At 74.8% G+C, this 22,379-nt stretch carries 23 protein-coding genes; 20 read left to right on the forward strand and 3 right to left on the reverse strand.

Annotation, left to right across the window (positions count from 1 at the left end; genetic code table 11):
• Window positions 1-119: 119 nt before the first annotated feature.
• Entirely contained in the window at window positions 120-1,733 is a 1,614-nt protein-coding gene (locus tag ACYVO2_RS11470) for an N-acyl-D-amino-acid deacylase family protein (RefSeq protein ID WP_461007589.1), read from the reverse strand.
• A gap of 85 nt (window positions 1,734-1,818) precedes the next feature.
• Entirely contained in the window at window positions 1,819-3,096 is a 1,278-nt protein-coding gene (locus ACYVO2_RS11475) for an alanine racemase (protein ID WP_461007590.1), read from the reverse strand.
• Between the two features lie 208 nt (window positions 3,097-3,304).
• Here ACYVO2_RS11475 and ACYVO2_RS11480 point away from each other — a divergent pair, with 208 nt between their 5' ends.
• The 17 genes from ACYVO2_RS11480 (at window position 3,305) to ACYVO2_RS11560 (ending at window position 18,016) form a co-directional block, all read left to right on the forward strand.
• Window positions 3,305-4,360, forward strand: coding sequence for a sugar kinase (locus ACYVO2_RS11480; protein WP_461007591.1), 1,056 nt, complete (start codon window positions 3,305-3,307; stop codon window positions 4,358-4,360).
• Window positions 4,357-5,139: an IclR family transcriptional regulator gene (locus ACYVO2_RS11485; RefSeq protein ID WP_461007592.1), complete on the forward strand. Its 783-nt coding sequence runs from the start codon at window positions 4,357-4,359 to the stop codon at window positions 5,137-5,139. Before ACYVO2_RS11480 ends, ACYVO2_RS11485 begins: the two co-directional genes overlap by 4 nt.
• Entirely contained in the window at window positions 5,136-5,531 is a 396-nt protein-coding gene (locus tag ACYVO2_RS11490) for a RidA family protein (RefSeq protein ID WP_461007593.1), read from the forward strand. The genes ACYVO2_RS11485 and ACYVO2_RS11490 overlap by 4 nt, the downstream gene beginning before the upstream one ends.
• 290 nt (window positions 5,532-5,821) lie before the next feature.
• Window positions 5,822-7,366, forward strand: a complete 1,545-nt coding sequence (locus tag ACYVO2_RS11495; RefSeq protein ID WP_461007594.1) for a GntP family permease — start codon at window positions 5,822-5,824, stop codon at window positions 7,364-7,366.
• Between the two features lie 246 nt (window positions 7,367-7,612).
• A complete protein-coding gene (locus tag ACYVO2_RS11500) occupies window positions 7,613-8,491 on the forward strand; it encodes a hypothetical protein (RefSeq protein ID WP_461007595.1) in 879 nt (292 codons plus the stop codon).
• On the forward strand, window positions 8,488-9,198 hold the full coding sequence (cpaB, locus tag ACYVO2_RS11505) for a Flp pilus assembly protein CpaB (protein WP_461007596.1): 711 nt from the start codon (window positions 8,488-8,490) through the stop codon (window positions 9,196-9,198). Before ACYVO2_RS11500 ends, cpaB begins: the two co-directional genes overlap by 4 nt.
• A 7-nt stretch (window positions 9,199-9,205) precedes the next feature.
• Complete coding sequence (locus ACYVO2_RS11510; protein ID WP_461007597.1) at window positions 9,206-10,861, forward strand: AAA family ATPase; 1,656 nt, start codon at window positions 9,206-9,208, stop codon at window positions 10,859-10,861.
• Window positions 10,854-11,279, forward strand: coding sequence for a TadE/TadG family type IV pilus assembly protein (locus ACYVO2_RS11515; protein WP_461007598.1), 426 nt, complete (start codon window positions 10,854-10,856; stop codon window positions 11,277-11,279). The genes ACYVO2_RS11510 and ACYVO2_RS11515 overlap by 8 nt, the downstream gene beginning before the upstream one ends.
• 7 nt (window positions 11,280-11,286) lie before the next feature.
• Entirely contained in the window at window positions 11,287-12,621 is a 1,335-nt protein-coding gene (locus tag ACYVO2_RS11520; RefSeq protein WP_461007599.1) for a CpaF family protein, read from the forward strand.
• Window positions 12,622-13,560, forward strand: a complete 939-nt coding sequence (locus ACYVO2_RS11525; RefSeq protein WP_461007600.1) for a type II secretion system F family protein — start codon at window positions 12,622-12,624, stop codon at window positions 13,558-13,560.
• Between the two features lies 1 nt (window position 13,561).
• Window positions 13,562-14,446 carry a DUF5936 domain-containing protein gene (locus tag ACYVO2_RS11530; RefSeq protein WP_461007601.1) on the forward strand — a complete coding sequence of 295 codons (885 nt, stop codon included), beginning with the start codon at window positions 13,562-13,564 and terminating at the stop codon, window positions 14,444-14,446.
• A 127-nt stretch (window positions 14,447-14,573) separates the two neighbouring features.
• Window positions 14,574-14,807 (forward strand): hypothetical protein, encoded by a 234-nt coding sequence (locus ACYVO2_RS11535; protein ID WP_461007602.1) that lies wholly within the window; start codon window positions 14,574-14,576, stop codon window positions 14,805-14,807.
• A gap of 2 nt (window positions 14,808-14,809) precedes the next feature.
• A complete protein-coding gene (locus tag ACYVO2_RS11540) occupies window positions 14,810-15,496 on the forward strand; it encodes a pilus assembly protein TadG-related protein (protein ID WP_461007603.1) in 687 nt (228 codons plus the stop codon).
• Window positions 15,497-15,516: 20 nt separating this feature from the next.
• Window positions 15,517-16,122: a hypothetical protein gene (locus tag ACYVO2_RS11545; protein ID WP_461007604.1), complete on the forward strand. Its 606-nt coding sequence runs from the start codon at window positions 15,517-15,519 to the stop codon at window positions 16,120-16,122.
• A gap of 8 nt (window positions 16,123-16,130) precedes the next feature.
• Entirely contained in the window at window positions 16,131-16,745 is a 615-nt protein-coding gene (locus tag ACYVO2_RS11550; protein WP_461007605.1) for an OmpA family protein, read from the forward strand.
• Window positions 16,746-16,786: 41 nt separating this feature from the next.
• Window positions 16,787-17,458, forward strand: a complete 672-nt coding sequence (locus ACYVO2_RS11555) for a maleylpyruvate isomerase N-terminal domain-containing protein (RefSeq protein WP_461007728.1) — start codon at window positions 16,787-16,789, stop codon at window positions 17,456-17,458.
• A 51-nt stretch (window positions 17,459-17,509) separates the two neighbouring features.
• The gene (locus ACYVO2_RS11560) at window positions 17,510-18,016 is read left to right on the forward strand and encodes a hypothetical protein (RefSeq protein ID WP_461007606.1); all 507 of its coding nucleotides are present in this window, start codon (window positions 17,510-17,512) and stop codon (window positions 18,014-18,016) included.
• Here ACYVO2_RS11560 and ACYVO2_RS11565 read toward each other — a convergent pair.
• Window positions 18,003-18,371: a DUF192 domain-containing protein gene (locus ACYVO2_RS11565; protein WP_461007607.1), complete on the reverse strand. Its 369-nt coding sequence runs from the start codon at window positions 18,369-18,371 to the stop codon at window positions 18,003-18,005. The genes ACYVO2_RS11560 and ACYVO2_RS11565 overlap by 14 nt on opposite strands.
• A gap of 26 nt (window positions 18,372-18,397) precedes the next feature.
• Between ACYVO2_RS11565 and ACYVO2_RS11570 the strand changes: the two genes are divergently transcribed.
• From ACYVO2_RS11570 to ACYVO2_RS11580, 3 genes are all read left to right on the forward strand, one after another.
• Window positions 18,398-19,111, forward strand: a complete 714-nt coding sequence (locus tag ACYVO2_RS11570; RefSeq protein ID WP_461007608.1) for a prepilin peptidase — start codon at window positions 18,398-18,400, stop codon at window positions 19,109-19,111.
• A gap of 192 nt (window positions 19,112-19,303) precedes the next feature.
• The gene (locus ACYVO2_RS11575) at window positions 19,304-20,065 is read left to right on the forward strand and encodes an isoprenyl transferase (RefSeq protein WP_461007609.1); all 762 of its coding nucleotides are present in this window, start codon (window positions 19,304-19,306) and stop codon (window positions 20,063-20,065) included.
• A 442-nt stretch (window positions 20,066-20,507) separates the two neighbouring features.
• Window positions 20,508-21,845: a PhoH family protein gene (locus ACYVO2_RS11580; RefSeq protein WP_461007610.1), complete on the forward strand. Its 1,338-nt coding sequence runs from the start codon at window positions 20,508-20,510 to the stop codon at window positions 21,843-21,845.
• Window positions 21,846-22,379: the final 534 nt, after the last annotated feature.

A 22,379-nucleotide genomic window follows, 5' to 3' on the forward strand; every position in this document is an offset into this window, starting at 1 on the left:
CGCACCGTCCCGGGCGCACGTGTTTTTGCCCACTTGGGGGAGGACTGGGACGCTCTTTGCCGTCCCCCGCGCCCCCGCCCGCGCCCCCTTCGCGCTGGTCGGGGCGGGGCGCCCCGGGGTCAGCCGCGCGGGGCGCGCCGCACCGAGCGCCCGGCGAGTTCGTCCGTCCGGCGGCCGTCCCGGACGGCGAGGCGCCCGTCCACCAGCACGTGCGGGATCCCGGTGGGCGGGGTGCGGGGCGCGGCGAAGGTGGCGCCCGCCGCCACCGTGTCCGGGTCGAAGAGCACCAGGTCCGCCCGGTACCCCTCGCGGACCAGGCCCCGGTCGGGCAGCCGCAGCCGGGCCGCGGGGCGCGAGGTCAGGTGCGCCACGCACTCCTCCAGGCCGAGCACCCCCAGCTCGCGCACATAGGTGCCCAGGTAGCGGGGGAAGGTGCCGTACGCCCGCGGGTGCGGCTTGGCCCCGACCAGCAGGCCGTCGCTGCCGCCGGTGTGCACCCGGTGCCGCATGATCGCCCGCACGTTCTCCTCGTGCCCGACGTGCTGGAGGATCGTGGTGCCCAGCTTGTCCGCCACCAGGATCCGCCGCGCGGCCTCGAACGGCGGCACCCCGTCCCGCTCCGCCGCCTGCCGCACCGTGAGCCCCACGTACCCGGCGAGCGAGGGGTCCGCCACCCCCGACACCTCGATGGTGTCCCACTCGATGGGCACCCCGTGGCAGCCGTCGGAGCCCTCCTCCTCCAGCACCGTCCGGATCCGCTCGCACTGCGCGGGGTCGGCCAGCCGCCGCAGCGCCGCCTCGGGGCCGCCCTCGGTGGCCCAGCTCGGCAGCATCGCGGCGAGCGTGGTGCAGCCCGGCAGGTAGGGATAGGTGTCCAGGGACACGTCGGCGCCCTGCTCCAGCGCCGCGTCCAGCAGGGCGAGCAGCTCGGCCGCCCGGCCCTTGTTGACGCCGAAGTTCATGGTGGCGTGGGCCAGGTGCAGGGCGCAGCCCGAGGCGTGGGCGACCCGCACCATCTCCGCGTACGCCTCCAGCGCCCCCGCGCCGTAGGAGCGGTGGTGCGGGCAGTGGTAGCCGCCGTAGCCGGCGAGCACCCGGCACAGCTCGGTCAGCTCCGCCTCGTCCGCGTACATCCCGGGCGTGTAGGTGAGGCCGGACGACATGCCGACGGCCCCCTCGGCGAGGCCGCGGGCCACCAGCTCCCGCATCCGGTCCAGCTCCCGCGGGGTTGCGGGCCGGTCCTCCCAGCCGACGGCGAGCATGCGCACCGTGCCCTGCGGGACCAGGTAGGCGGCGTTGACGGCGATGCCCTGCCCGTCGAAGCCCCGGTCCAGGCGGTCCAGGTACTCGCCGACGGAGCGCCAGTCGAAGTCCACGTCCGCGCCGTCGCCGTTCCAGCCGGTGATCTGGCGGCGCACCTCGGGCAGGGTGCGCTCGTCCACGGGGGCGTAGGACAGGCCGTCCTGCCCGACGACCTCGAGCGTGACGCCCTGCGCGAGCTTCGCCTCGTGCGCCGGGTCGGTGAGCAGCGCCAGGTCGGAGTGGGCGTGCATGTCGACGAAGCCGGGCGCGAGGGCCAGGCCGTCGCAGTCGAGCGCGGCCCGGCCGGACAGGCGGGGGCCGCCGGGGCGGCGGATCTCGGTGATCCGCCCCCCGGTGATCCCGACGTCGGCCAGGTGCGAGGGCCCGCCCGAGCCGTCGACGACCCGTGCGCCGCGCAGAACCAGATCCATGACAGGTGCCCTTCTCGTGAGGAGACGCGGGGAGGTGCCGTGGTCCCGGGCGGGGGCCGCCGCCCGGGAGCGGGCCGGGGAGGTCTCAGAACCAGGTGCGGACGAAGTCCGTCACCGTGCCGTCCGCGCCCACCACCGGGATCAACTGCCACTTGTCGAAGGCCGTGCACGGGTGGGAGAGCCCGAGCCCCACCCAGTCGCCGACCTCCAGTTCCGCGCCCCGCTCCAGGTGGACGAACGCGTGCTGGTCGGCGAGCGCCGTCACCCGCATCCCCGTGGCGGGCCGCACCTCGCCGTCGGCGCCCCGCACCTGGAGCGGCCGCGGCAGGTGCAGGTCGAACGGGGCGTCGCGCTTGCCCGCGTTGAGGAAGGCCAGGCCCGGCTCGGGGCGGGAGACCACCTGCGCCCACAGCCGGAAGGCCGGGTGCAGCCCGTCCCCGCCCGGCAGGCGGTTGAACGGGGTGACCTCGCGGTAGTGCCCGTCGTCGTGGGTCACGTACGCCCCGGACCGCAGCAGCTTCAGCAGCGGCCGGCTCGCCCCGCCGGCCTGCTCGAACACCTCGGCGACCGCGTCGAACCAGGCGCTGCCGCCCGCGCTGAGCACGATCCGCTCCGCCTGCTCGAACCGGCCGGCCGCGTCGAACCGCTCCAGCAGCGCCACCAGGCGGCGCAGCCAGGCGCGGACCGCCGGCGGCGTCTTCTCGGGCAGCTCGCCCTCGTAGCCCGCCACCCCGACCAGGCGCAGCACGCCCGAGCGGGCGACCGCGTCGGCCACCGCGTCGGCGGTCTCCTCGTCCCGCACCCCGGTGCGCCCGCCGGCGCAGCCGAGCTCCACGACCACGTCCAGCGGCCGGGTGGCGCCGGCCGCGCGCAGGGCGGCGTCCATCAGCTCGGCGCCGCGCACCGAGTCGACGTAGGTGACGCAGGTGAAACCGGGGTCGGCGGCCAGCTCGCCGGCGAGCCAGGCCAGGGCGGCGCCGTCCACCACCTCGTTGGCCAGGAAGACCCGGGGCACGCCGAACGCGCGCGCCACCCGGACCTGGCTCGGCACGGCCAGGGTGATGCCCCAGGCGCCGTGGGCGAGCTGGCGCGCGAACAGGCCGGGCGCCATCGACGTCTTGCCGTGCGGCGCGAACGCCAGGCCGCGCTCCTTCGTCCACCGGCCGAGCAGCGCCAGGTTGTGCTCCAGCGCGGGCCCGGACAGCGTCAGCAGCGGGGTGGTGAACCCGCCGGTGAACAGGTCGCGCCGCTCGGCCGCGAGCTCGCCGACGGTGCGGCCCTCGGCCTGCGGCGGCAGCCCCTTGAACCGCCAGTCCACGCGCTCGTCCGCCAGGGCGTCCGGCGCCGCCACGGGTTTCGTCACGTCCCCGCCTCTCTCGTTGCAAAGCTTGCAACAGTCATTGCATGGAATGCTTCCTGCTGTCTAACATCCCGCTCACGGGTGGTCAACGCCCCGCCCGCCGCCACCGCGCGCACCCCATCACAGCCGGATCACACCCGGCGAACGATCGAGCACCCGGCACAGGCGCCCCGCACCGGGCCGCCCCGACACAGCGAGGACCCCAGCAGACGTGACCCCACCAGCCGCCGCCCCCGCCCCCGCCGCCGTGGACGCGGTGTGCCTCGGGGAGTCGATGGTCACGTTCCTGCCCGACCGCCCGGGGCCGCTCGCCGACGTGCCGACCTTCCACCGCGGCATCGGCGGCGCCGAGTCCAACGTCGCCTGCTGCCTCGCCCGCCTCGGCCACAGCGCGCGCTGGCTCAGCCGGGTCGGCGCCGACGGCTTCGGCGACCACCTCCTCGCCGAGATCGCCGCCGCGGGCGTGGACACCGCCCACGTCGCCCGCGACCCCGAGCGCCCCACCGGCGTCTACTTCAAGGAGCGGCTGCCCGGGCGCACCGCCGTCGCCTACTACCGCACCGGCTCGGCCGCCGCCGCCATGTCGCCCGCCCTGGTGCCCCGCGCGCTGGCCTGGTCGGGCCGGATCCTGCACCTGTCCGGGATCACCGTCGCTCTGTCCGCCTCCTGCCGCGCCCTGGTGCGCCGGCTCGTCGAGCCGGGCCCCGGCCGTCCGCTGGTCTCCTTCGACGTCAACTTCCGCCCGGCGCTGTGGGGCCGCGGCGGCGACCCGGCGGAGCTCGCGGAGATCGCCCGGCGCTGCGACATCGTCTTCGTCGGCCAGGACGAGGCCGAGGCCGCCTGGGGCGCCGCGGGACGCCGGGCCGCCACGCCCGCGGACGTGCGCGCCGCCCTGCCGGAGCCGCCCGTGCTGGTGGTCAAGCAGGGCGCGGCCGGCGCCACCGTGCACTGCCGCCGGGACGACGGCACGGACGCGACCTGGTTCGAGCCCGCCCTGGACGTGGCGGTCGTCGAGCCGGTCGGCGCGGGCGACGCGTTCGCCGCCGGGTTCCTGTCCGCCACCCTGCGCGGGCTGCCGCCCCCCGCCCGGCTGCGGCACGGCCATGTGCTGGCCGCCGTCGCCCTCACCGTCCCGGGCGACCTCGCCGAACCGCCGCCGCGGGCCGCCGCCGACCGGCTCGCGGCCATGGACGAAGATGCCTGGAGGGCCCTGCGGCTCGGCCCGGGGTGGGCCGGGCGGGCCACGAGGGTGGAGGAACGTCCATGAGCCAGACCGTCGACCGCGCCCTGCGCATCCTGCCGCTGCTCGCGGAGGGCCCGGCCAACCTCGAACAGGTGGCCGCCCGCCTCGATGTGCACAAGTCCACCGCGCTGCGGCTGCTGCGCACCCTGCACGAGCACGGCCTGGTCTACCGGCAGGGCGACCAGCGGTACCGGCTCGGCGCCCGCCTGTTCGCGCTGGCGCAGGCCGCGCTGGAGAACCTGGACGTGCGGGAGACCGCCCACCCGCACCTGGTCGCGCTGAACGAGGAGTGCGGCCACACCGTCCACCTCGCCGTCTACGAGGAGGGCGAGGTCGTCTACATCGACAAGGTCGACAGCCGCTACCCGGTGCGCATGTACTCGCGGATCGGCAAGCCGGTGGCGATCACCGTCGCCGCCGTCGCCAAGCTGCTCCTCGCCGACCTGCCCGAGCCCGAGCGGCGGGCGCTGGCCGCCCGGCTGGAGTACCCCCGCTACACGGCGCGCTCCATCACCGGCCCCGAGGAGTTTCTCGCCGAGCTGGCCAGGGTGCGCGACCAGGGCTGGGCGACCGACTTCGGCGGCCACGAGGAGTCCATCAACTGCGTGGCCGCGCCCATCAGGGGCGCGGACGGGCGGGTCGTCGCCGCGATGTCCGTCTCCGCGCCCAACGTCGTCGTCGGCTCCGACGACCTGCTGTCCCTGCTGCCGCGGGTGCGCGCCGCCGCGGAGGCGATCAGCCGCGAGTACGCGGGCCAGGCACCCCCGAACACCGTCAACCGTGAAGGACTGCACGTCACATGAGCGAGAAAACCGCCGTCACCACCGACCAGGCCCCCACCCCGCCCGCGAGGTTCTCCCAGGGCGTGCGCAAGGGCGGTGTCCTCCAGGTGGCGGGGCAGGTCGGCTTCGACCCGGCCACCGGCGCGCCGGTCGGGCCCGGCCTGGCCGAGCAGACCGCGCAGGCGCTGCGCAACGTCCGGGCCGTGCTCGAGGCGGGCGGCGCCACCTGGGACGACGTGGTGATGATGCGCGTCTACCTGACGGACACCGCCCACTTCGCCGAGATGAACCGCGTCTACGACGAGTGGTTCGCCGCCACGGGTGACGGCCCCTACCCGGCCCGCACCACGGTGTACGTGGGCCTGCCCGCGGGCCTGCTGGTGGAGATCGACGCCCTGGCGGTCCTGGGCTGACGCCCCGAGGGCCGCGCCCGGCGTCCCCCGCCGGACCGCGGGCGCGGCCCGCCCCCTTCCCGTCCCGCCCCCTCCCGCCGCCCGGCCCCTCCCGCCGCCCGGCCCCCGGCCGCGTCATCCTCCGCCCGGCGCCCACCGCCTCCCCGGCCGCCCGGCCCTCACCCCACCTCCACCTCCCCGGCGATCCCGCCGCGCCGCCCTCCCGCGCACCCGGAAACCGGCGCCGCCGCCCTCCCGCGCTCCCGCGCGCCCGAAAACCCCCCGGCACCACCACTTCCCCGGAGCCCTGCATGAAGGAAGAAACCCCGCACACCGGCGGCCTGCTCCTGCTGATCGACGGCACGGCGGGCCTGCTGACCATCGCGGTCCTGGGCATAGCCCTGCTGCTGTACCTCATCATCAAGGTCCGCCTCCAGCCCTTCGTCGCCCTGCTCGGCGTCAGCTTCGCCGTGGCCCTGGGCGCGGGCATCAGCGTGGAGGAGCTGTTCGGCACCGTCCAGCGCAGCGACGTCGTCGGGCTCACCCAGTCCGGGTTCGGCGGCATCCTCGGCAGCGTCGCCATCGTGGTGGGCCTGGGCACCCTGCTCGGCGCGATCCTGGAGGTCTCCGGCGGCGCCGAGGTGCTCTCCTCGCGTCTGCTCGGCCTGTTCGGCGAGCGGCGCGCCCCGCTGGCCATGGGCCTGACCGGGCTGATCTTCGGCATCCCGGTCTTCTTCGACGTCGGCATCTTCGTGCTGGCCCCGCTGGTCTACGCGGCGGCCAGGCGCAGCGGCAGGTCCGTCCTGCTGTACGCGCTGCCGCTGCTCGCGGGCCTGTCGGTCACCCACGCCTTCCTGCCGCCGCACCCGGGCCCGGTCGCCGCGGCCGGGCTGCTCGGGGTGGACCTGGGCTGGATGATCCTCATGGGCGCGCTGTGCGCGATCCCCGCGGTGGCGGCGGCGTGGGTGTTCGCCGCGTGGGCGGGGGAGCGGATCTTCGTGCCCGTGCCGCAGGAGATGGTGGAGGCCACCGAGGAGGCCAGGGCCGCGGTGCGGGCGGAGATGGCCGCGCGCGACACCCGGCCCGGGAAGTCCGCCGCGGCGGGCGGCCCGGCGGTCGGGAGCGGCCCGGCGGACGGGGACGACGGGGCCGACGCGGGCACGCCGGACGGCGCCCCGGCCGAGGAGCCCGTCTCCCTCGGCACCGTCCTGCTGATCATCGGCACCCCGCTGATCCTCATCCTGCTGGCCACCTTCTCCTCCATCACCCTGGACAAGGGCGACGTCCGCTCGGTGCTGGAGTTCGTCGGCGACCCGTTCGTCGCGCTGACCGTGGCCCTGCTGCTCGCCTACTGGCTGCTGGGCGTCCGCCGCGGCTGGAGCCGCCGCAGCCTGGAGGCCGTCACCTCCGCCTCGCTCAAGCCGGTCGGCTCGATCCTGCTGGTCGTGGGCGCGGGCGGGGTGTTCGGCAAGGTGCTCAGCGCCAGCGGCGTCGCCCAGGCGCTCGCCGACACCTTCCGCGACGCCGGGCTGCCGGTGATCGTGCTGTCGTACCTGATCTCCTCGGTGATCCGGATCGCCCAGGGGTCGGCGACCGTCGCCATCATCACCACCGCCGCGATCGTCAAGCCGCTGCTGGACGCGGGCGACCACTCCCAGGCGCACCTGGCGCTGGTGATCGTCGCGATCGCCTCCGGCTCGATCATCGCCTCGCACGTCAACGACGGCGGGTTCTGGATCGTCTCGAAGTACTTCGGCATCTCCGAGCGCGACACCCTGCGCACCTGGACCGTCCTGGAGACGGTGCTCTCGGTGGCGGGCTTCGCCACCTCCGGGCTGCTGAGCCTGGTGATCTAGGGCCGGGACGGCGGTGGTCCAGGGCCGGGACCGCGGCGGGCGGGGCGGCTGCGGGCCGCGCCGCCCGCCCCCGCGCCCGCCCCCGCCCCGGCGCGCCCCCGCGCTCCGCGCGCGTCCGCCCGGTGCCCCCCGGATGTTGCGTTATCGACGCCTGCGGGGCATCCCCTGAACTGCCCCGCGTCGTTAAGCTGACCCAGGGTTCCGCCGACGGGCGAGAGTGGGGGTCGGGTGCCAACTGCGATAGCCGTGACCAGCGCGGACCTCGTCCTACCCGCCCTCGGCGGGCACGCGCCGCCGGCGGTGGTCCTCACCGGCCCGGGCGACGGCGAGGGCGCGGCCGGGCCGCTGGAGCCGCTGCTGGCCCGCGTGTCCGCGGCCCTGGACACCCACGGCCACGTGGTGGCGCTGGTGCCCGCGTCGCTGCCCGTGCCCGAGCGCAGGCGCCTGCACGCGGCGCGCTCCATCCTGGAGACCGACCGGCTGGCCCTGGTGGAGACCGACCTGCCGCCGCTGGCGTCCGCGCTGCTCGCCCTCCAGTTGCGCCACCTGTGCGCCACCGAGCTCGGGCCCGGGGTGATCGCGGGCGCGGCCCGCTTACTGTCCTACTACCTGCACGCCGGCGCGGTGCTCAACAGCGTCACCCGGCTCGACCGCGTGCAGGTGGACCTCAAGTCCCATCTGCGCTCCTGGGTCCCGGGGGCGCAGTTCGCCGTGCTCGCCCACCCCGCGCCCCGGCTGGTGGAGCTGTCCGGCGGCGCCCGGGTGCCGGGGCCCGACTACCTCACCGACCTCGCCGTCGGCGAGGCGGGCCTGCGCGTGGACTGGGTCAAGGGCGACCTGGCCCGGCAGTGGCGCTGCCGCCATGTGCACGAGGTGCCGCTGCCCGCCGCCTCCGCCCGCTGGTGGGGCAACCAGCGGCTGGTCGAGTTCGCCGCGCACATCCCCGACCCCCGGGTGCTCCACCAACTGGTGACGTCCGTCCGCAGGGACCCGTGCGGCTGGTGCGGACTGGAGATCATCGGCGACGAGTGCCTGTTCTGCTCGGCCCGACTGGAGCACCGCGCCGAGCACCGCCCGCACCTGACCGGCAAGAGCGACAACGAGATTGGTTCCACACCTCGATGAACTCACGTCAACGGCGCGGTGTCGTCCTCATCGTCCTGTCCGCGGTCTGCGCCGTCGCGGCCTTCGCGGGCGTACTCGCCGTCATCGACGACGTGGAGTCCAAGGTCGGCCCGGAGGTCACCGCGTACGAGCTGCGCCGAAACGTGAAGGCGTACGAGGAGCTGCGGGAGGACCAGTTCACCGCGGTGCGCGTCCCCGAGCGCTGGCTGCCCGAGACCGCCGTGCGGGACCTGGACTTCATCCGGGAGCGGATCGCCGTCACCGCGCTGAGCAAGGGTTCACTGCTCCAGCGCGAGATGGCCGCCGAGCGGCCCGAACTGGGGCCGGGGCAGCGGGAGATCGCCGTGATGATCGACGCCGGGACCGGGGTCGCGGGCAAGATCCGCGTCGGGAACCGGGTGGACATCTTCGCCACCTTCGACGGTGACGAGCGCCGCGGCCGCGCCGACTCCTCCCAGTTGATCGTCAGCCGGGCCAGGGTGCTCGGCGTCGGCGAGCTGAGGGCGCTGGACGACAGCCGCGACGACGACGAGTACGACACCGACGAGGTCGTGCCCATCACCTTCGCCCTGTCGGTGCAGGACGCCCAGCGCGTCGCCTACGCCGAGTCGTTCGCCACCCATGTGCGCCTGGCCCTGGTGGCGCCCGGCGACGACAGCGCGCCGAAGCCGGACGAGCGCTCCTACACCCTCGACGAGGACCAGTGAGGCACGCATGATCATCCGCGTCCTGTGCGGGATCGGCGATCCCGACACCGCCAGAGCCCTCACCACCCTCCTCGGCCAGGTCCCCGGGGCCGAACCGGGCCCCGCGGTCGCCGACTCCACCGCGCTGCTGTCCGCGCTGGGCCGCCTCGCCGAGACCACCGTGGACGACCTGCCCGAGGTGGTGCTGGTCCACGAGCGCATCGGCCCGATGCCCGCGCTGGAGCTGGTCCGCGAGGTCGCCATGCGCTTCCCCGCCGTCGGCGTGGTGCTGCTGTCGTCCTCGCCCAGCCCCGACCTGTACGCCGCCGCCATGGACGTGGGCGCGCGCGGCGTGATCGGGCTGCCGCTGTCCTACGAGGAGCTGGCCTCCCGCACGCAGACCGCGGCGGCCTGGGCGTCCGGGATGCGCCGCCACCTGGCGCCGGGCGCCGCCGAGTACCCGACCGGGCCCGGCGGCACCCTGGTCACCGTCACCGGGGCCAAGGGCGGCGTCGGCGCCACCGTGACCGCCGTCGAACTCGCCCTCGCCGCGCGCGCCGCGGGCCGCGCCACCGCGCTGGTGGACCTCGACCTCCAGGCCGGCGACGTCGGCTCCTACCTGGAGGTGCAGTTCCGGCGCTCGATCGCCGACCTCGCCGACATCCAGGACATCTCCCCGCGCGTCCTGAAGGACGCCATGTTCACCCACCCCACCGGGCTGGCGCTGCTGCTCGCCCCGGCCGAGGGCGAGCGCGGCGAGGACGTCACCGACCGCTCCGCCCGCCAGGTCCTCACCGCGCTGCGCGCCGCCTTCGAGGTCGTGGTGGTGGACTGCGGCACCCAGATGACCGGCGCGAACGCCGCCGCCGTGGAGATGGCCGACACCGCGGTGCTGGTCACCACCCCGGACGTGGTGGCCGTCCGCGCCGCCAAGCGGATGACCCGGCTGTGGGACCGCCTCCAGGTGCGCAAGGCCGAGGACACCGTCGTCGTCCTCAACCGCCACACCCGCGCCGCCGAGATCCAGCCCGCCCTGGTCGAGCGCATCACCGGCGCCCGGGTCGCCAGGTCCGCCGTGCCCGCCGCCTACCGCGAGCTCCAGCCCGTGGTGGACGCGGGCCGGCTCCAGGACCTCGACGCCCGCTCCACCGTCCGGCAGGCCCTGTGGGCGCTCGCCGCGGAACTCGGGCTGCCGCGCCACCAGGACCCGGGCGAGAGCGGCCGGCACGCGGCCCGGCAGCAGGCGCGCGGCGCCCGCAGGCGGGGCCGCCTCGGCGAGGGCCGCGGCCTGGGCGGCCGGTTCGGCAAGGGCCCGCCCGGCGACCGCGGCCCCTTCGACGACAAGGGGCAGGCCAGCATCGAGTTCCTCGGCATGACCCCGACCATCCTGGTGGTGCTGGCCCTGGTCTGGCAGTGCGTCCTGCTCGGCTACACCTTCACCCTGGCCGGGAACGCCGCCGACACCGCCGCCCGCGCCGCCGCCACCGGCGGGGCCTGCTCCTCCGGCGGCGAGCACCTGCCCGGCGCGTGGCGCGGCGGCGCCGACATAAGCTGCGCGGAGTCCGACGGCATGGTGCACGCGTCGGTGCGCCTGGACGTGCCCGCCCTCTTCCCCGGCGTCGCCTCCTTCCCCTTCACCGTCTCCGGCAGCGCGGGCGCCGCCCTGGAGGACCGCGATGAGTAGCCGGGAGCCCGCCACCACCGCCCCCGCCACCACGCCCGCCCGCCGGGGCCGGGGCCGGGCCCGGGGCGGCCGCGACCGCGGGCAGGCCGCGCTCGAACTGCTCGGCGTCATCCCCGTGCTGATGCTCATCGCCCTGGTCGGCGTCCAGCTCGGCATCGCCGCCCACGCCGCGTCCCAGGCCGGCACCGCCGCCCGCGCCGCCGCCCGCACCGCCTCCCAGAACGACGACTCGGGGCCCTCCCCGCAGGCCGCCGGCACCGCCGCGGTCAGCGAGTGGCTCCGCGACGACCTGACGCTGTCCGTGGCGGAGGGCGAGGAGTCCGTGACGGCCACCGCCACCATCAACATCCCGTCGCTGATCCCGGGCCTCGGCGGCTTCGGCCCCGTCGTCCGCACCGCCGACATGCCCAAGGAGTGACCCGCAGATGAGCCTGCGCGCCCGGCTGGCCTCCGAGGAGACGTCCCAGCACCACCACGAGGGCCACCTCGTCGCGGTCTACCGCGCCCGGCTGCTCCAGGAGATCGACCTCGCCGAGATGTCGGCGCTGGACGCCGGGGAGCGCCGCTCCCGCCTGGAGCGCGTCCTCGGCCACATCATCAGCCGCGAGGGCCCGGTGCTGTCCAACGCCGAGCGCGCCACCCTGGTGCGCCGCGTGGTGGACGAGGCGCTGGGCCTCGGCGTGCTGGAGCCGCTGCTCGAGGACGCGTCCATCACCGAGATCATGGTGAACGGGCCCGACCACATCTATGTGGAGCGCTCCGGCCGCGTCGAGCTGCTGCCCGCCCGCTTCGCCAGCACCGAGCAGCTCATGCAGACCATCGAGCGCATCGTGTCCACCGTCAACCGCCGCGTGGACGAGTCCAACCCGATGGTGGACGCCCGCCTGCCCACCGGCGAGCGGGTCAACGTCATCATCCCGCCGCTGTCCCTGACCGGCCCGGTCCTCACCATCCGCCGCTTCCCGCGCGCCTACACCCTCACCGAGCTGCTGGAGCTCGGCAGCCTCGACGAGTCGATGGTCGTGCTGCTGTCGTCGCTGATCCGGGCCAAGTTCAACGTGATCGTCTCCGGCGCCACCGGATCCGGGAAGACCACCCTGCTCAACGCCCTGTCCGGGCTCATCCCCGAGGGCGAGCGGATCATCACCGTGGAGGACGCGGCCGAGCTCCAGCTCCAGCAGAGCCACGTCATCCGCCTGGAGTCCCGCCCGCCCAACGTCGAGGGCCGCGGCCAGATCACCATCCGCGACCTGGTCCGCAACTCGCTGCGCATGCGCCCGGACCGCATCATCGTCGGCGAGGTGCGCGGCGGGGAGACCCTGGACATGCTCCAGGCCATGTCCACCGGGCACGACGGCTCGCTGGCCACCGTGCACGCCAACTCCGCAGAGGACGGCGTGATGCGCCTCCAGACCCTCGCCTCCATGAGCGAGGTGAAGATCCCCTTCGAGGCGCTGCGCGACCAGATCAACAGCGCCGTGGACGTCCTGGTGCAGCTCACCCGGCACGTGGACGGCAGCAGGCGGATCAGCGAGATCGCCGTGCTGTCCTCGCGCGGCCGCATGGCGTTCCGGCTCACCAGCGTCTGCCGGTTCGTCGCCCAACCCATGGGCCCGGACCGCGTCGTGCGCGGCCACTACGAGCACCACCCGCTGCCCCGGTCCGTCGCCGACCGCCTCTACCTGGCCGGGGAGCCCGTGCCCGCCAAGTTCGGCGTGGCCGCCTCGGAGGACGAACTGATGGTCAGGGAGGCCGAGTAAGTGCGGGACACCTCTTTGCTCGCCCTCGGCGCCACCGCGCTGGCCTGCGTGCTCGCGGTGGGCGGCGCCGCCGCGTGGGCCACCGGGCAGGCCCGGCAGCAGGCCCTGGTGGACCGCCTGGCGCTGCCGCCCGGCGGGACCGGCCGGGGCCGCGGACGCCGCTTCGCCCGGCTGGACGCCCAGGTGCGGCGCAGCAGGTTCGGCCCCCGCCTGGAGCGCAGGATCGCCGCCACCGGGCTGCCCCTCACCCCCGGCGAGTTCACCGCCGCCGCGCTCGGCCTGACCCTCGCGCTGTGGGTGGTGGCCCACACCGTGCTCGCCCCGTTCTTCGGCCCGATCGCGGCGGGGCTGGGCCTGTGGGCGTCGTTCGCGTTCCTCAACTGGCGCCGCCAGGTCCGCATCGAGCGGTTCATCAACCAGCTCCCCGAGCTCGCCCGGGTCCTGGCCAACGCCGCCCAGGCGGGCCTGGCCCTGCGCACCGCCGTGTCCATGGCCGCCGAGGAGCTCCAGGCCCCGGCGGGCGAGGAGCTCACCCAGGTCGCCAACGCGCTGGCGCTCGGCCACTCGCTGGAGGACGCCCTCAAGGAGCTCCAGGACCGCCTGCCCTCCCGGGAGCTGGCCGTCCTGGTCACCACCCTGGTGCTGTCCGCCCGCACCGGCGGCGCCCTGGTCAACTCCCTGCGGAACCTCACCGAGACGCTGGAGGAGCGCAAGGAGACCCGCCGCGAGGTCCGCACCCAGCTCGCCCAGATCCGGGTCACCGCCTACGCCGTGCCGGTCCTCGGCATCGGCGCCCTGCTGATGATCGACCAGATCACCCCGGGCGCCCTGGCCGCGATGACCGGCGGCGGCGCGGGCCGGGCCGCGGTCGTGGTCGCGCTCGGCCTGTACGCGCTCGGGTTCTTCCTCATCCACCGCATGTCCCGCATCGAGGTCTGACATGGCCGTGCTGCTCGCCCTCGCCGTGGGGCTGTCCGTGCTCGGCGCCGGCTACGGCACCGCCCTGTACCGGCGCGACGCCAGGCTCCCCGCCGACCTGGCCCTCGCCCTGGAGGTCGGCGCCACCCGTACCACCCGTGTCGGCTCCCTCGTGGACCGCCTCGGCATGCGCTGGGCGCCCCTGGTGCTGCGGATGATGGGCCCCGCCCGGGTCGCCAGGGCCCGCGACCGCATCGACCACGCGGGCAACCCCAGGGGCCTGACCGTGCAGCGCTACGCCGCCCGCCGCGCCGTCTACGGCGCGCTCGGCCTCACCGCGGCCCTGGTGTTCCTCGCCCGCGGCCAGTGGCTCGTCACCCTGCTGTTCCTGGCCTTCGCCTGGTGGTGGGCGGACGTGGGCATCTGGGCGGCGGTGCGGGCCAGGCGCGACGAGATCGAGCGGACCCTGCCGGACTTCCTCGACGTGCTGTCGGTGGTCGTCACCGCGGGCCTCGGCTTCCGGCAGGCCCTGGACCGGGTGTCGTCGATGTACCGGGGCGCGTGGTCGGACGAGGTCCGCATCACCCTGCGCCAGATGGAGATGGGCATGAGCCGCCGCCAGGCGTTCGACGAGCTGCGCAGGCGCAACGACTCCGAGCAGGTCGGCCAGTTCGTCACCGCGCTCCAGCAGGGCGAGGATCTCGGCACCCCGATCGCCGACACCCTCATGCAGATCGCCCACGACATGCGCAGGGCCGACGCCCAGAACGCCCGCCGCAAGGCGGCGCGCACGGTGCCGCGGGCGACGGGGGTGGTGACGCTGCTGATGGTTCCGGCGACCATGATCCTGCTGGTGACGAGCTTGTTGCTGGGGGCGGACGTCGATTTCGACGCGATTCTCGGGTGACACCGGGAAGGGATGGCGGGAAACGACTCCGGATGGTTTGGTGTCCAGGTGCCCAAAGCCCTCTGGTGCACGTGGTTTTCGGCTCTACCTTGTATTCAGCGCGACTTTGCCCTGGGAGGGGACGCACATGGTGGACCTCGTGACGAGGACGGCGGCCAGATCGCGGCTCGCCGTGAAGGAGTGGACCCAGGACCGCGCCGAGGCGATCAGGTCCGAGGACCGGGATCGGGGGCAGACCGCGATCGAGTACCTGGGAATCGCGGTGATCATTGTGGCGATCATTCTCGCGCTGAACGGCACGAGCATTGGCCAGACGATTCAGGACGGCATCATGACCAAGATCAGCGAAATGCTCGGCTAGCGATGCGGCGGCTGCGCGACGACAAGGGACAGACCATTCCGCTGCACCTGATGGCGGGAGTGGGGCTGCTCTTTCTCGCGCTGGCGTTCTTCGCCGTCGGACAGGCGGAGGACTCGCGCAACGGCACCCAGACGGCCGCCGACGCGGCGGCGATCGCCGCGGCCAAGGACGCGCGGGACGGGGTGCTGCCCGGCCTGCTCGACGCGCTGACCGATGGGGACTTCGACCTGATCGGCGACCTGCTGGACGGCGGCGACTTCGGCTCGGGCGCAGGGCCCTGCTCGGCCGCCGAGGACTACGCGTCCCGCAACGGCGCCCACGTGACCGACTGCGGGCGCGTCTCCGACCCGGCGGGATACCGGGTGGAGGTCGAGTCCGACGAGAGCATGGGCGACTCGGTGGTGGACGGCACGGAGGACAAGCACGCCACCGCGTCGGCCACGGCGGTCATCGAACCCCGCTGCGAGCTGACCGACCTGCCGGAGGAAGAGGAGCCGCCCGCCCCTTCGGAGCCGCCCGCGTCCGAACCCCCGGCCGCGTCCGAACCCCCGGCCGACGGCGAAAGCCCGCCGCCGGAGGACGACCCGGAACCGGTGACGATCGACTGCGAAGACGGCCCGCTGACCCTCGATCCGGAGGACCCCGACCTCGACCTCGGGGACTTCTTCGAGATCCGGCTCACCGAGTGACGAGAAGGAAACTGCATCGCATGACGACCCAGCACACCACGAAGGCTCGTACCCGACTGGCCGCCTCGGCGCTGGTCGTCGGCCTCGCGTTCGCCGTCGCGGGGTGCGGCGGGGACGGGGACGGGGACGGCGACGACACCGGCGGCAAGCCGAAGGCGACCGCGTCGACGTCCGCCGACCCCGGCAGCGGCGGCGACGGCGGCGACGGCTCGGAGGCGCCGGAGCCGGTCCGGACCCTGGCCGAGGTCAAGGGCGAGAAGGACATGGTCCTCACCATCACCGAGGCGACCCGCGACTCCGGCGGATTCGTCACGGTGAAGGGGCAGGTCACCAACCGGGGAGACAAGATCTTCAACGCGACCAGGTGGACGGGACTCGAGCAGGAGGTGCAGAAGTCCGGTCCTTCCGTCGCCGGCGCCGTCCTGGTCGACCTCAAGGACAAGAAGCGCTACTACGTCCTCCGCGACACCGAGGGCGTGTGCCTGTGCACCCGGCAGCTCAGTCTCATCAAGCCGGGCGAGACCCGCCCTGTCTACGCCCAGTTCCCCGCCCCTCCCGAAGGGGTCACCGAGGTGGGCTTCGAGCTGCCGACCATGCCGCCCGCCACCATCACGATTTCGGGGTGAGTGCGCCCATGCAGATCAGACCCGTCCGACTGGCGGCCTGTGCCGCCCTGGCCACCGGCCTCGTCCTGACCGGCGCCCCCGCCGTCCAGGCCGCAGCCCCCGCAGCCCAAGCCGCCCCGCCCCGCTCCGCGCCGGTCGAGCTGGACCGCAGCGACCCCGATCTCCAGCTCGGCGACGGGGCCGAGCTCGCCGACCCCAAGGTGCTGGACATCAGGACCGTGGTGGAGGACGGCAAGGGCGAGGAGCGCAGGGAGGAGACCAACGAGGACGTGACGTTCGCGCTCCAGGCCGAGGTGCTCTTCCCCATGGACAGCGCGAAACTGTCCGCCGCGGCGCTGGGCCGGATCGAGACCATCGCCGACGAGATCGACGACCAGGAGGCCACCCGGGTACGGGTCTTCGGGTTCACCGACGACCTCGGCAGCGACGCCCACGGCGAGAAGCTGTCCCGGGAGCGCGCCGAGTCGGTGCGCCGGGTGCTGAGCCGCCATCTGGACCCGTCCGTCGTCTACGACGTGCGGGGCTACGGCGAGGACTACCCGATCGCGGACAACTCCACCGAGGAGGGCCGCAAGAAGAACCGCCGGGTGGAGATCACGTTCGACAAGTCCGAGGACGGCTGAGGGGCGGGGCGCGCCGGGGCGTTATCGTTCCCGGTGTGACCATGGAAACGACGGCGCGGGCCTTCCGCGGCGAGTGCGAGCGGCTCGTCGCGGAGCTCGCCGGACTGCCGCGGGCCGACTGGCACCGCCCGACCGCCTGCGAGCCGTGGACGGTGGCCGAGCTGCTCGCGCATGTGCGCACCGCGGTGGGCCGGCTGACCGCGATGCTCGCCGGGCCGCCCGTGCCCGGCCCCGCGACCGTCTCGGCGCGGGAGTACTACCGGCCGGACGCCCGCTTCTCGGCCGAGTCGAACGCCGAGCGCGTGGCGACGGCCCGGCGGGGCGCCGCGGACGGGGCCGATCCGGTGGGCGCGTTCGACCGCACCTGGCGCGAGGTGTACGCGGCGTGCCTGGCCGGGCCCGCGGACCGGGTGGTGCGGACCCGGCACGGCGACCCGATGCTGACGGAGGACTTCCTGCTCACCCGGGTGGTGGAGGTCGTCGTGCACGGCGTCGATCTGGCGCTGGCGCTGGACCGGGAGCCGTGGACGACGCCGGCCGCCGCGTCCGCCGTGGAGGAGCTGCTGCTCGGCGCGCCCCTGCCGGACGGGCTGCCGGAGCTGGGGTGGGACCGGGGGACGGTGTTGCGCAAGGCCACGGGGCGGGACCCGATGAGCGCGGCGGAGGAAGCGCGGCTCGCCGCGGCGGGGCTGCGCCGGCTGACGCTCGGCTGACCGGCCGCGCTCTCGCCCCCTTGGCCGTGGTTTCGTGCCAGGATGCCTCCTATGGCGGGGCAAAAGGGGCTTTTTGGACTGGTGTTCGGCGGGCTGGCGCTCGGTGCCCTGGGCGCCGTGCCGCTGACCGGCTGCGGGGACGGGACCGGCTCGCCCGACGGGTGGCGGTCGCTGCGGGCCGGGACGGTGCGGGTGCTGCACCCCAAGCAGGGGTGGGAGCAGGTGCGGGGCGACGCCCTCGGCGGTGACCTGGCGGCGGCGGTGCTCAGCGTGCGCGGGCGGTGGGCGGGGCGGATCTCGGTGCTCGCCGGGCCCGCGGCGCCGCCGCCCGGGGCGCAGGTGCACCACCGGGAGAGGTTCACCCAGGACGGCCGCGCCGTGGTCAGGACGGAGTACAGTCACCGCGCCCCCGGCAGCAACCTGCTGCTGCGCGGCGTGGACGTGGCGAGCCCCGGCGGGGCCGGACGGGAGGCGGTGCTGGTGCGCATCCGCGGCGCGGACGGCTGGGTCTCCCCGGTGGCGCTGCGGCAGATCGCCAACAGCGTCACCCTGGGCTGAGCGGCGGCTCGACCGCGAGCGTCACACCGGGGCGGATCCCCCAGCGGGCCATCGCCCCCGCCTCGGCCTCCAGCACATGACGGACCCGCAGCCGCTGCCGGGTCAGGCGCCAGGGCGGGACGGTGCGCACGGCGAGCACCGTCAGCCCGCGGTCGAGGAACGCCACGTCGATGGGGAAGCGCATCCCCAGGGTGTGGACGCCGGAGCAGGGGCTCAGCAGCAGCGCGCCCTCCACGCCCGTGCGCCCGAGCAGGCCCCGGGACCGCGCCCGGAACGACGCCGCCACCTCCAGGGGCACCGGCCCGCCACCGGGAATGCGTAGAGTGCCAAGGCCGTCCGCCGGGCCGCCGGCCATCGTCGTCCCCCTCCCGAGAGGTGCCGTTGAACCTACCACTCGTCCTCGCCGCCGCCGGGTACGGCGCCGCGGCCGGGGCCCTGCTGCCGGGCCCGGTCCACCGGCTGGCCGTGCCGCCGGGCGAGCCGTGGCGCACCGCCTGCCCGGAGGGCCACCGACTGCCGGTGCCGCGGGCGCGCTGCCCCCGCTGCGGCGCGCGCGGCGGCCCGGACGCCCGGCTGACCGCGGCGGTGACGGCCGCCGTGTGCGGGCTGCTCGCCCTGGCGGCCGGGCCACGGCCCGAGACGGCCGTATGGCTGCTGCTCGCGCCGTCCGCGGTGCTGCTGGCCGCCGTGGACCTCGCGGTGCGCAGGCTGCCGGACGCGCTGACCCTGCCGATGGCGGGCGCGGGGGCGGCGCTGCTCGGGGGCGCGTCCCTGCTGCCGGGCGCCGCGGGCGCGTGGACCGGCGCGCTGCTGGGTGCGCTCGCCCTGGGCGGTTTCCTGTTCGCGCTGTTCCTGGTCAGTCCGGCCGGGATGGGCTTCGGCGACGTCAAGCTGGGACTGACCGTGGGCCTGGTGCTCGGCTGGTACGGCTGGTGGCCGCTGCTCGCGGGCGCGTTCGCCGGCTTCCTGCTGGGCGCCCTCACCGGCCTCGCCCTGATCGCCGCGGGCCGCGCCGGCCGCCGCAGCGCCCTGCCGTTCGGCCCGTTCCTGCTGCTGGGCGCGCTGGCCGGGATGCTGGTGCCGGGCGCCGTCTGAGCCGGCCGCGCCCACCGCCCCGCCGGCGCCGCCCCGTTGGCACCCCTGGCGCATCGCACACCGTTCCGTTCAGTAGATTGATGCACTCACACAGGTGTCCGATCGGCGGATCGTGGAAGCCGATTACTGAGCCGCGGCGGGTGCGGAGTAGCCTTGCCCGGCGGCGCTGGGACCGGGAGGACTGGAGCCTCGATGAAGTTGCGCGACTTGGTGTACGGCCTGTACGCGCGCCGGGTGGAGCGGAAGCTGGACTCGGTCCGGGTTCCCAAGCACATCGGGGTCATCCTGGACGGCAACCGGCGCTGGGCCCGCGCCTCCGGCGGCAGCCCCGAGCAGGGGCACCGGGCCGGGGCGAACAAGATCCAGGAGCTGCTCGGCTGGTGCGAGGAGACCGGCGTCGAGGTGGTCACGCTGTGGCTGCTGTCCACGGACAACCTCAACCGGCCCCCGGAGCAGCTCAACCCCCTGCTGAGGATCATCGAGGGGGCGGTGAGCGGGCTCGCCGCCACCCGGCGGTGGAAGGTGCACCCGGTGGGCACCCTGGACCTCCTGCCCGCCGAGACCCAGCGGGTGCTGAAGGCCGCCAAGGAGGAGACCGAGCACGTCCAGGGCATCCTGGTGAACGTGGCCGTGGGCTACGGCGGCCGGCAGGAGATCGCGGACGCGGTGCGGTCGCTGCTCACCGAGCACGCCGGGCGGGGCACCTCCATCGAGCAACTGGCCGAGATCCTCGACGTCGAGCACATCTCCGAGCACCTGTACACCCGCGGCCAGCCCGACCCGGACCTGGTGATCCGCACTTCGGGGGAGCAGCGGCTGTCCGGCTTCATGCTCTGGCAGAGCGCCCACTCGGAGTACTACTTCTGCGAGGCGTTCTGGCCCGCGTTCCGGAAGGTGGACTTCCTGCGCGCCCTGCGCAACTACGCGGACCGGCACCGGCGGTACGGGGTCTGACCCGGCGCCGGGAGGGCGGGCGGGCCGCGGGCGACCCCCCGCGGAAGGCGCGCCTCGCAGGGCTCCTGAGCCTCGCTGTACCCCAGGTGTCACCCGAATGAACGTTGCACCCCCCACGGCATGCGCGTCCCCCGGAAGGGGAATACCCCCACCAGATCGGTGCCCGGGCCACGGGCGCCGGCGAGCAGCGGGTGGCATCGGGCCATCCGCCCGGGAGGCCCATTGCGCGCGAATGAGCCGTCGCTCCGGAAGGCCCGGCCGGTCCGGTGCCTCCGGCGGGGCCGTGCCGCGCCGAACGAGGGGGCCGGCACCCGGTCCCCGGGTCCGTCCCGGTCCCGTCCCGCGCGACACGGCGGCGCCTTCCCACTGATTCCCGGCGGTGCTCGTCGCGCAATACCGTCGTGGGCGCCGGTGCGCGCCCCGCGAGGGGGTACGTCAACAGGTGGTGGCAACCAAGAACCGCCGGGCGCACGACCGGCGCACCTATGTACTGGACACCAGTGTGCTGCTGGCCGACCCGGTCGCCATGACCCGTTTCGAGGAGCACGAGGTCGTGCTCCCCGTCGTGGTCGTCACCGAACTCGAAGCCAAGCGGCACCACCCTGAGCTGGGCTACTTCGCCCGCCAGGCGCTGCGGCTGCTGGACGAGTACCGGATCAGGCACGGCAGGCTGGACGCGCCCATCCCGATCGGGGACCTGGGCGGGACGCTCCGCGTGGAGCTCAACCACAGCGACCCGGCGCTGCTGCCGCCCGCCATGCTGCCGAGCGACCGCGGCCGCCTCGGCGACAACGACTCCCGCATCCTGGCCGTGGCCCGCAACCTCCAGGCCGAGGGGTACGACGTCACGGTGGTGTCCAAGGACCTGCCGCTGCGGGTGAAGGCGTCCTCGCTCGGGCTGCTCGCCGAGGAGTACCGCGCGGAGCTGGCGATCACCTCCGGCTGGACGGGCATGGCCGAACTGCACGTCTCCGCCGACCGGGTGGACGCGCTGTTCGGCGAGGAGGTCGTGGAGCTGCCGGACGCCGGCGAACTGCCCGTCCACACGGGCTTGGTGCTGCACTCCGAGCGGGGCAGGGCGCTGGGGCGGGTGACCGCCGACGGCAGGGTGCGCCTGGTGCGGGGCGACCGGGAGGCGTTCGGCATCCACGGGCGCAGCGCCGAGCAGCGCATCGCCCTCGACCTGCTCCTCGACCCGGACGTGGGGATCATCTCGCTGGGCGGCCGGGCCGGCACGGGCAAGTCGGCGCTGGCGCTGTGCGCCGGCCTCGAGGCGGTGCTGGAGCGCAGGCAGCACCGCAAGGTGATGGTGTTCCGGCCGCTGTACGCCGTGGGCGGGCAGGACCTGGGCTATCTGCCGGGCAGCGAGGCGGAGAAGATGAGCCCGTGGGCGCAGGCCGTCTTCGACACCCTCTCCGCGGTCACCTCCGCCGAGGTCATCGAGGAGATCGTGGGCCGCGGCATGCTGGAGGTGCTGCCGCTCACCCACATCAGGGGCCGCTCGCTGCACGACGCGTTCGTCATCGTCGACGAGGCCCAGTCGCTGGAGCGCAACGTCCTGCTGACCGTGCTCTCCCGCGTCGGCACCAACTCCCGGGTGGTGCTCACCCATGACGTCGCCCAGCGCGACAACCTGCGGGTGGGCCGCTACGACGGGGTGGTGGCGGTGGTGGAGAAGCTGAAGGGGCATCCGCTGTTCGCCCATGTGACGCTCACGCGCTCCGAGCGCTCCCCGATCGCCGCCCTGGTCACCGAGATGCTGGAGGACATCCACGTCTGACGGGCGACCGACCCGGGCCCGGCGGGCGCGCCGTCCACGCGGACGTCCGCCGGGCAACGGGTTCTCCCGTGAAATCGGTCGTTCTGTCAGCCGGGCTTCCCGCGGGGGTGGCCGGCCTCGCGGACGGACGCGGCGGAAACGGGAGAACCGGGCGAAGCGGAACGGCGCCGCGCCCCCGTCCCCGGGCGGCGGACGATCTCCGGCGCAACCGGGGAGAACCGGAAACAGGGGGACGAACGACGCGTGGACCGTGCGGCGTTGACCACACCGCCGCTCGCGGGGCCGGGCCTTCGGGCCCGGCCCCGCGCCGTGTCCCGGGGCGGCGTCCGGGCCCGGGCAAGCCGGGGCGATTCACCGCGTAGTGACCCGCTGGCCAGCGGTTTTCGGCAGTGAAAGGACACGACTCTAGGCCCGGCGTGCCCTGTTCGGCAGTGAAACCGCGGAACCGGCCGCGCCTTACGCCATGTGAGCTTTCCCACGCAACGGGGAATTGCGCCTGCACGTCCCGCTGGTGCAGGGTGTGGGTTCTGTCAG

Source organism: Streptomyces capparidis (assembly GCF_054782095.1).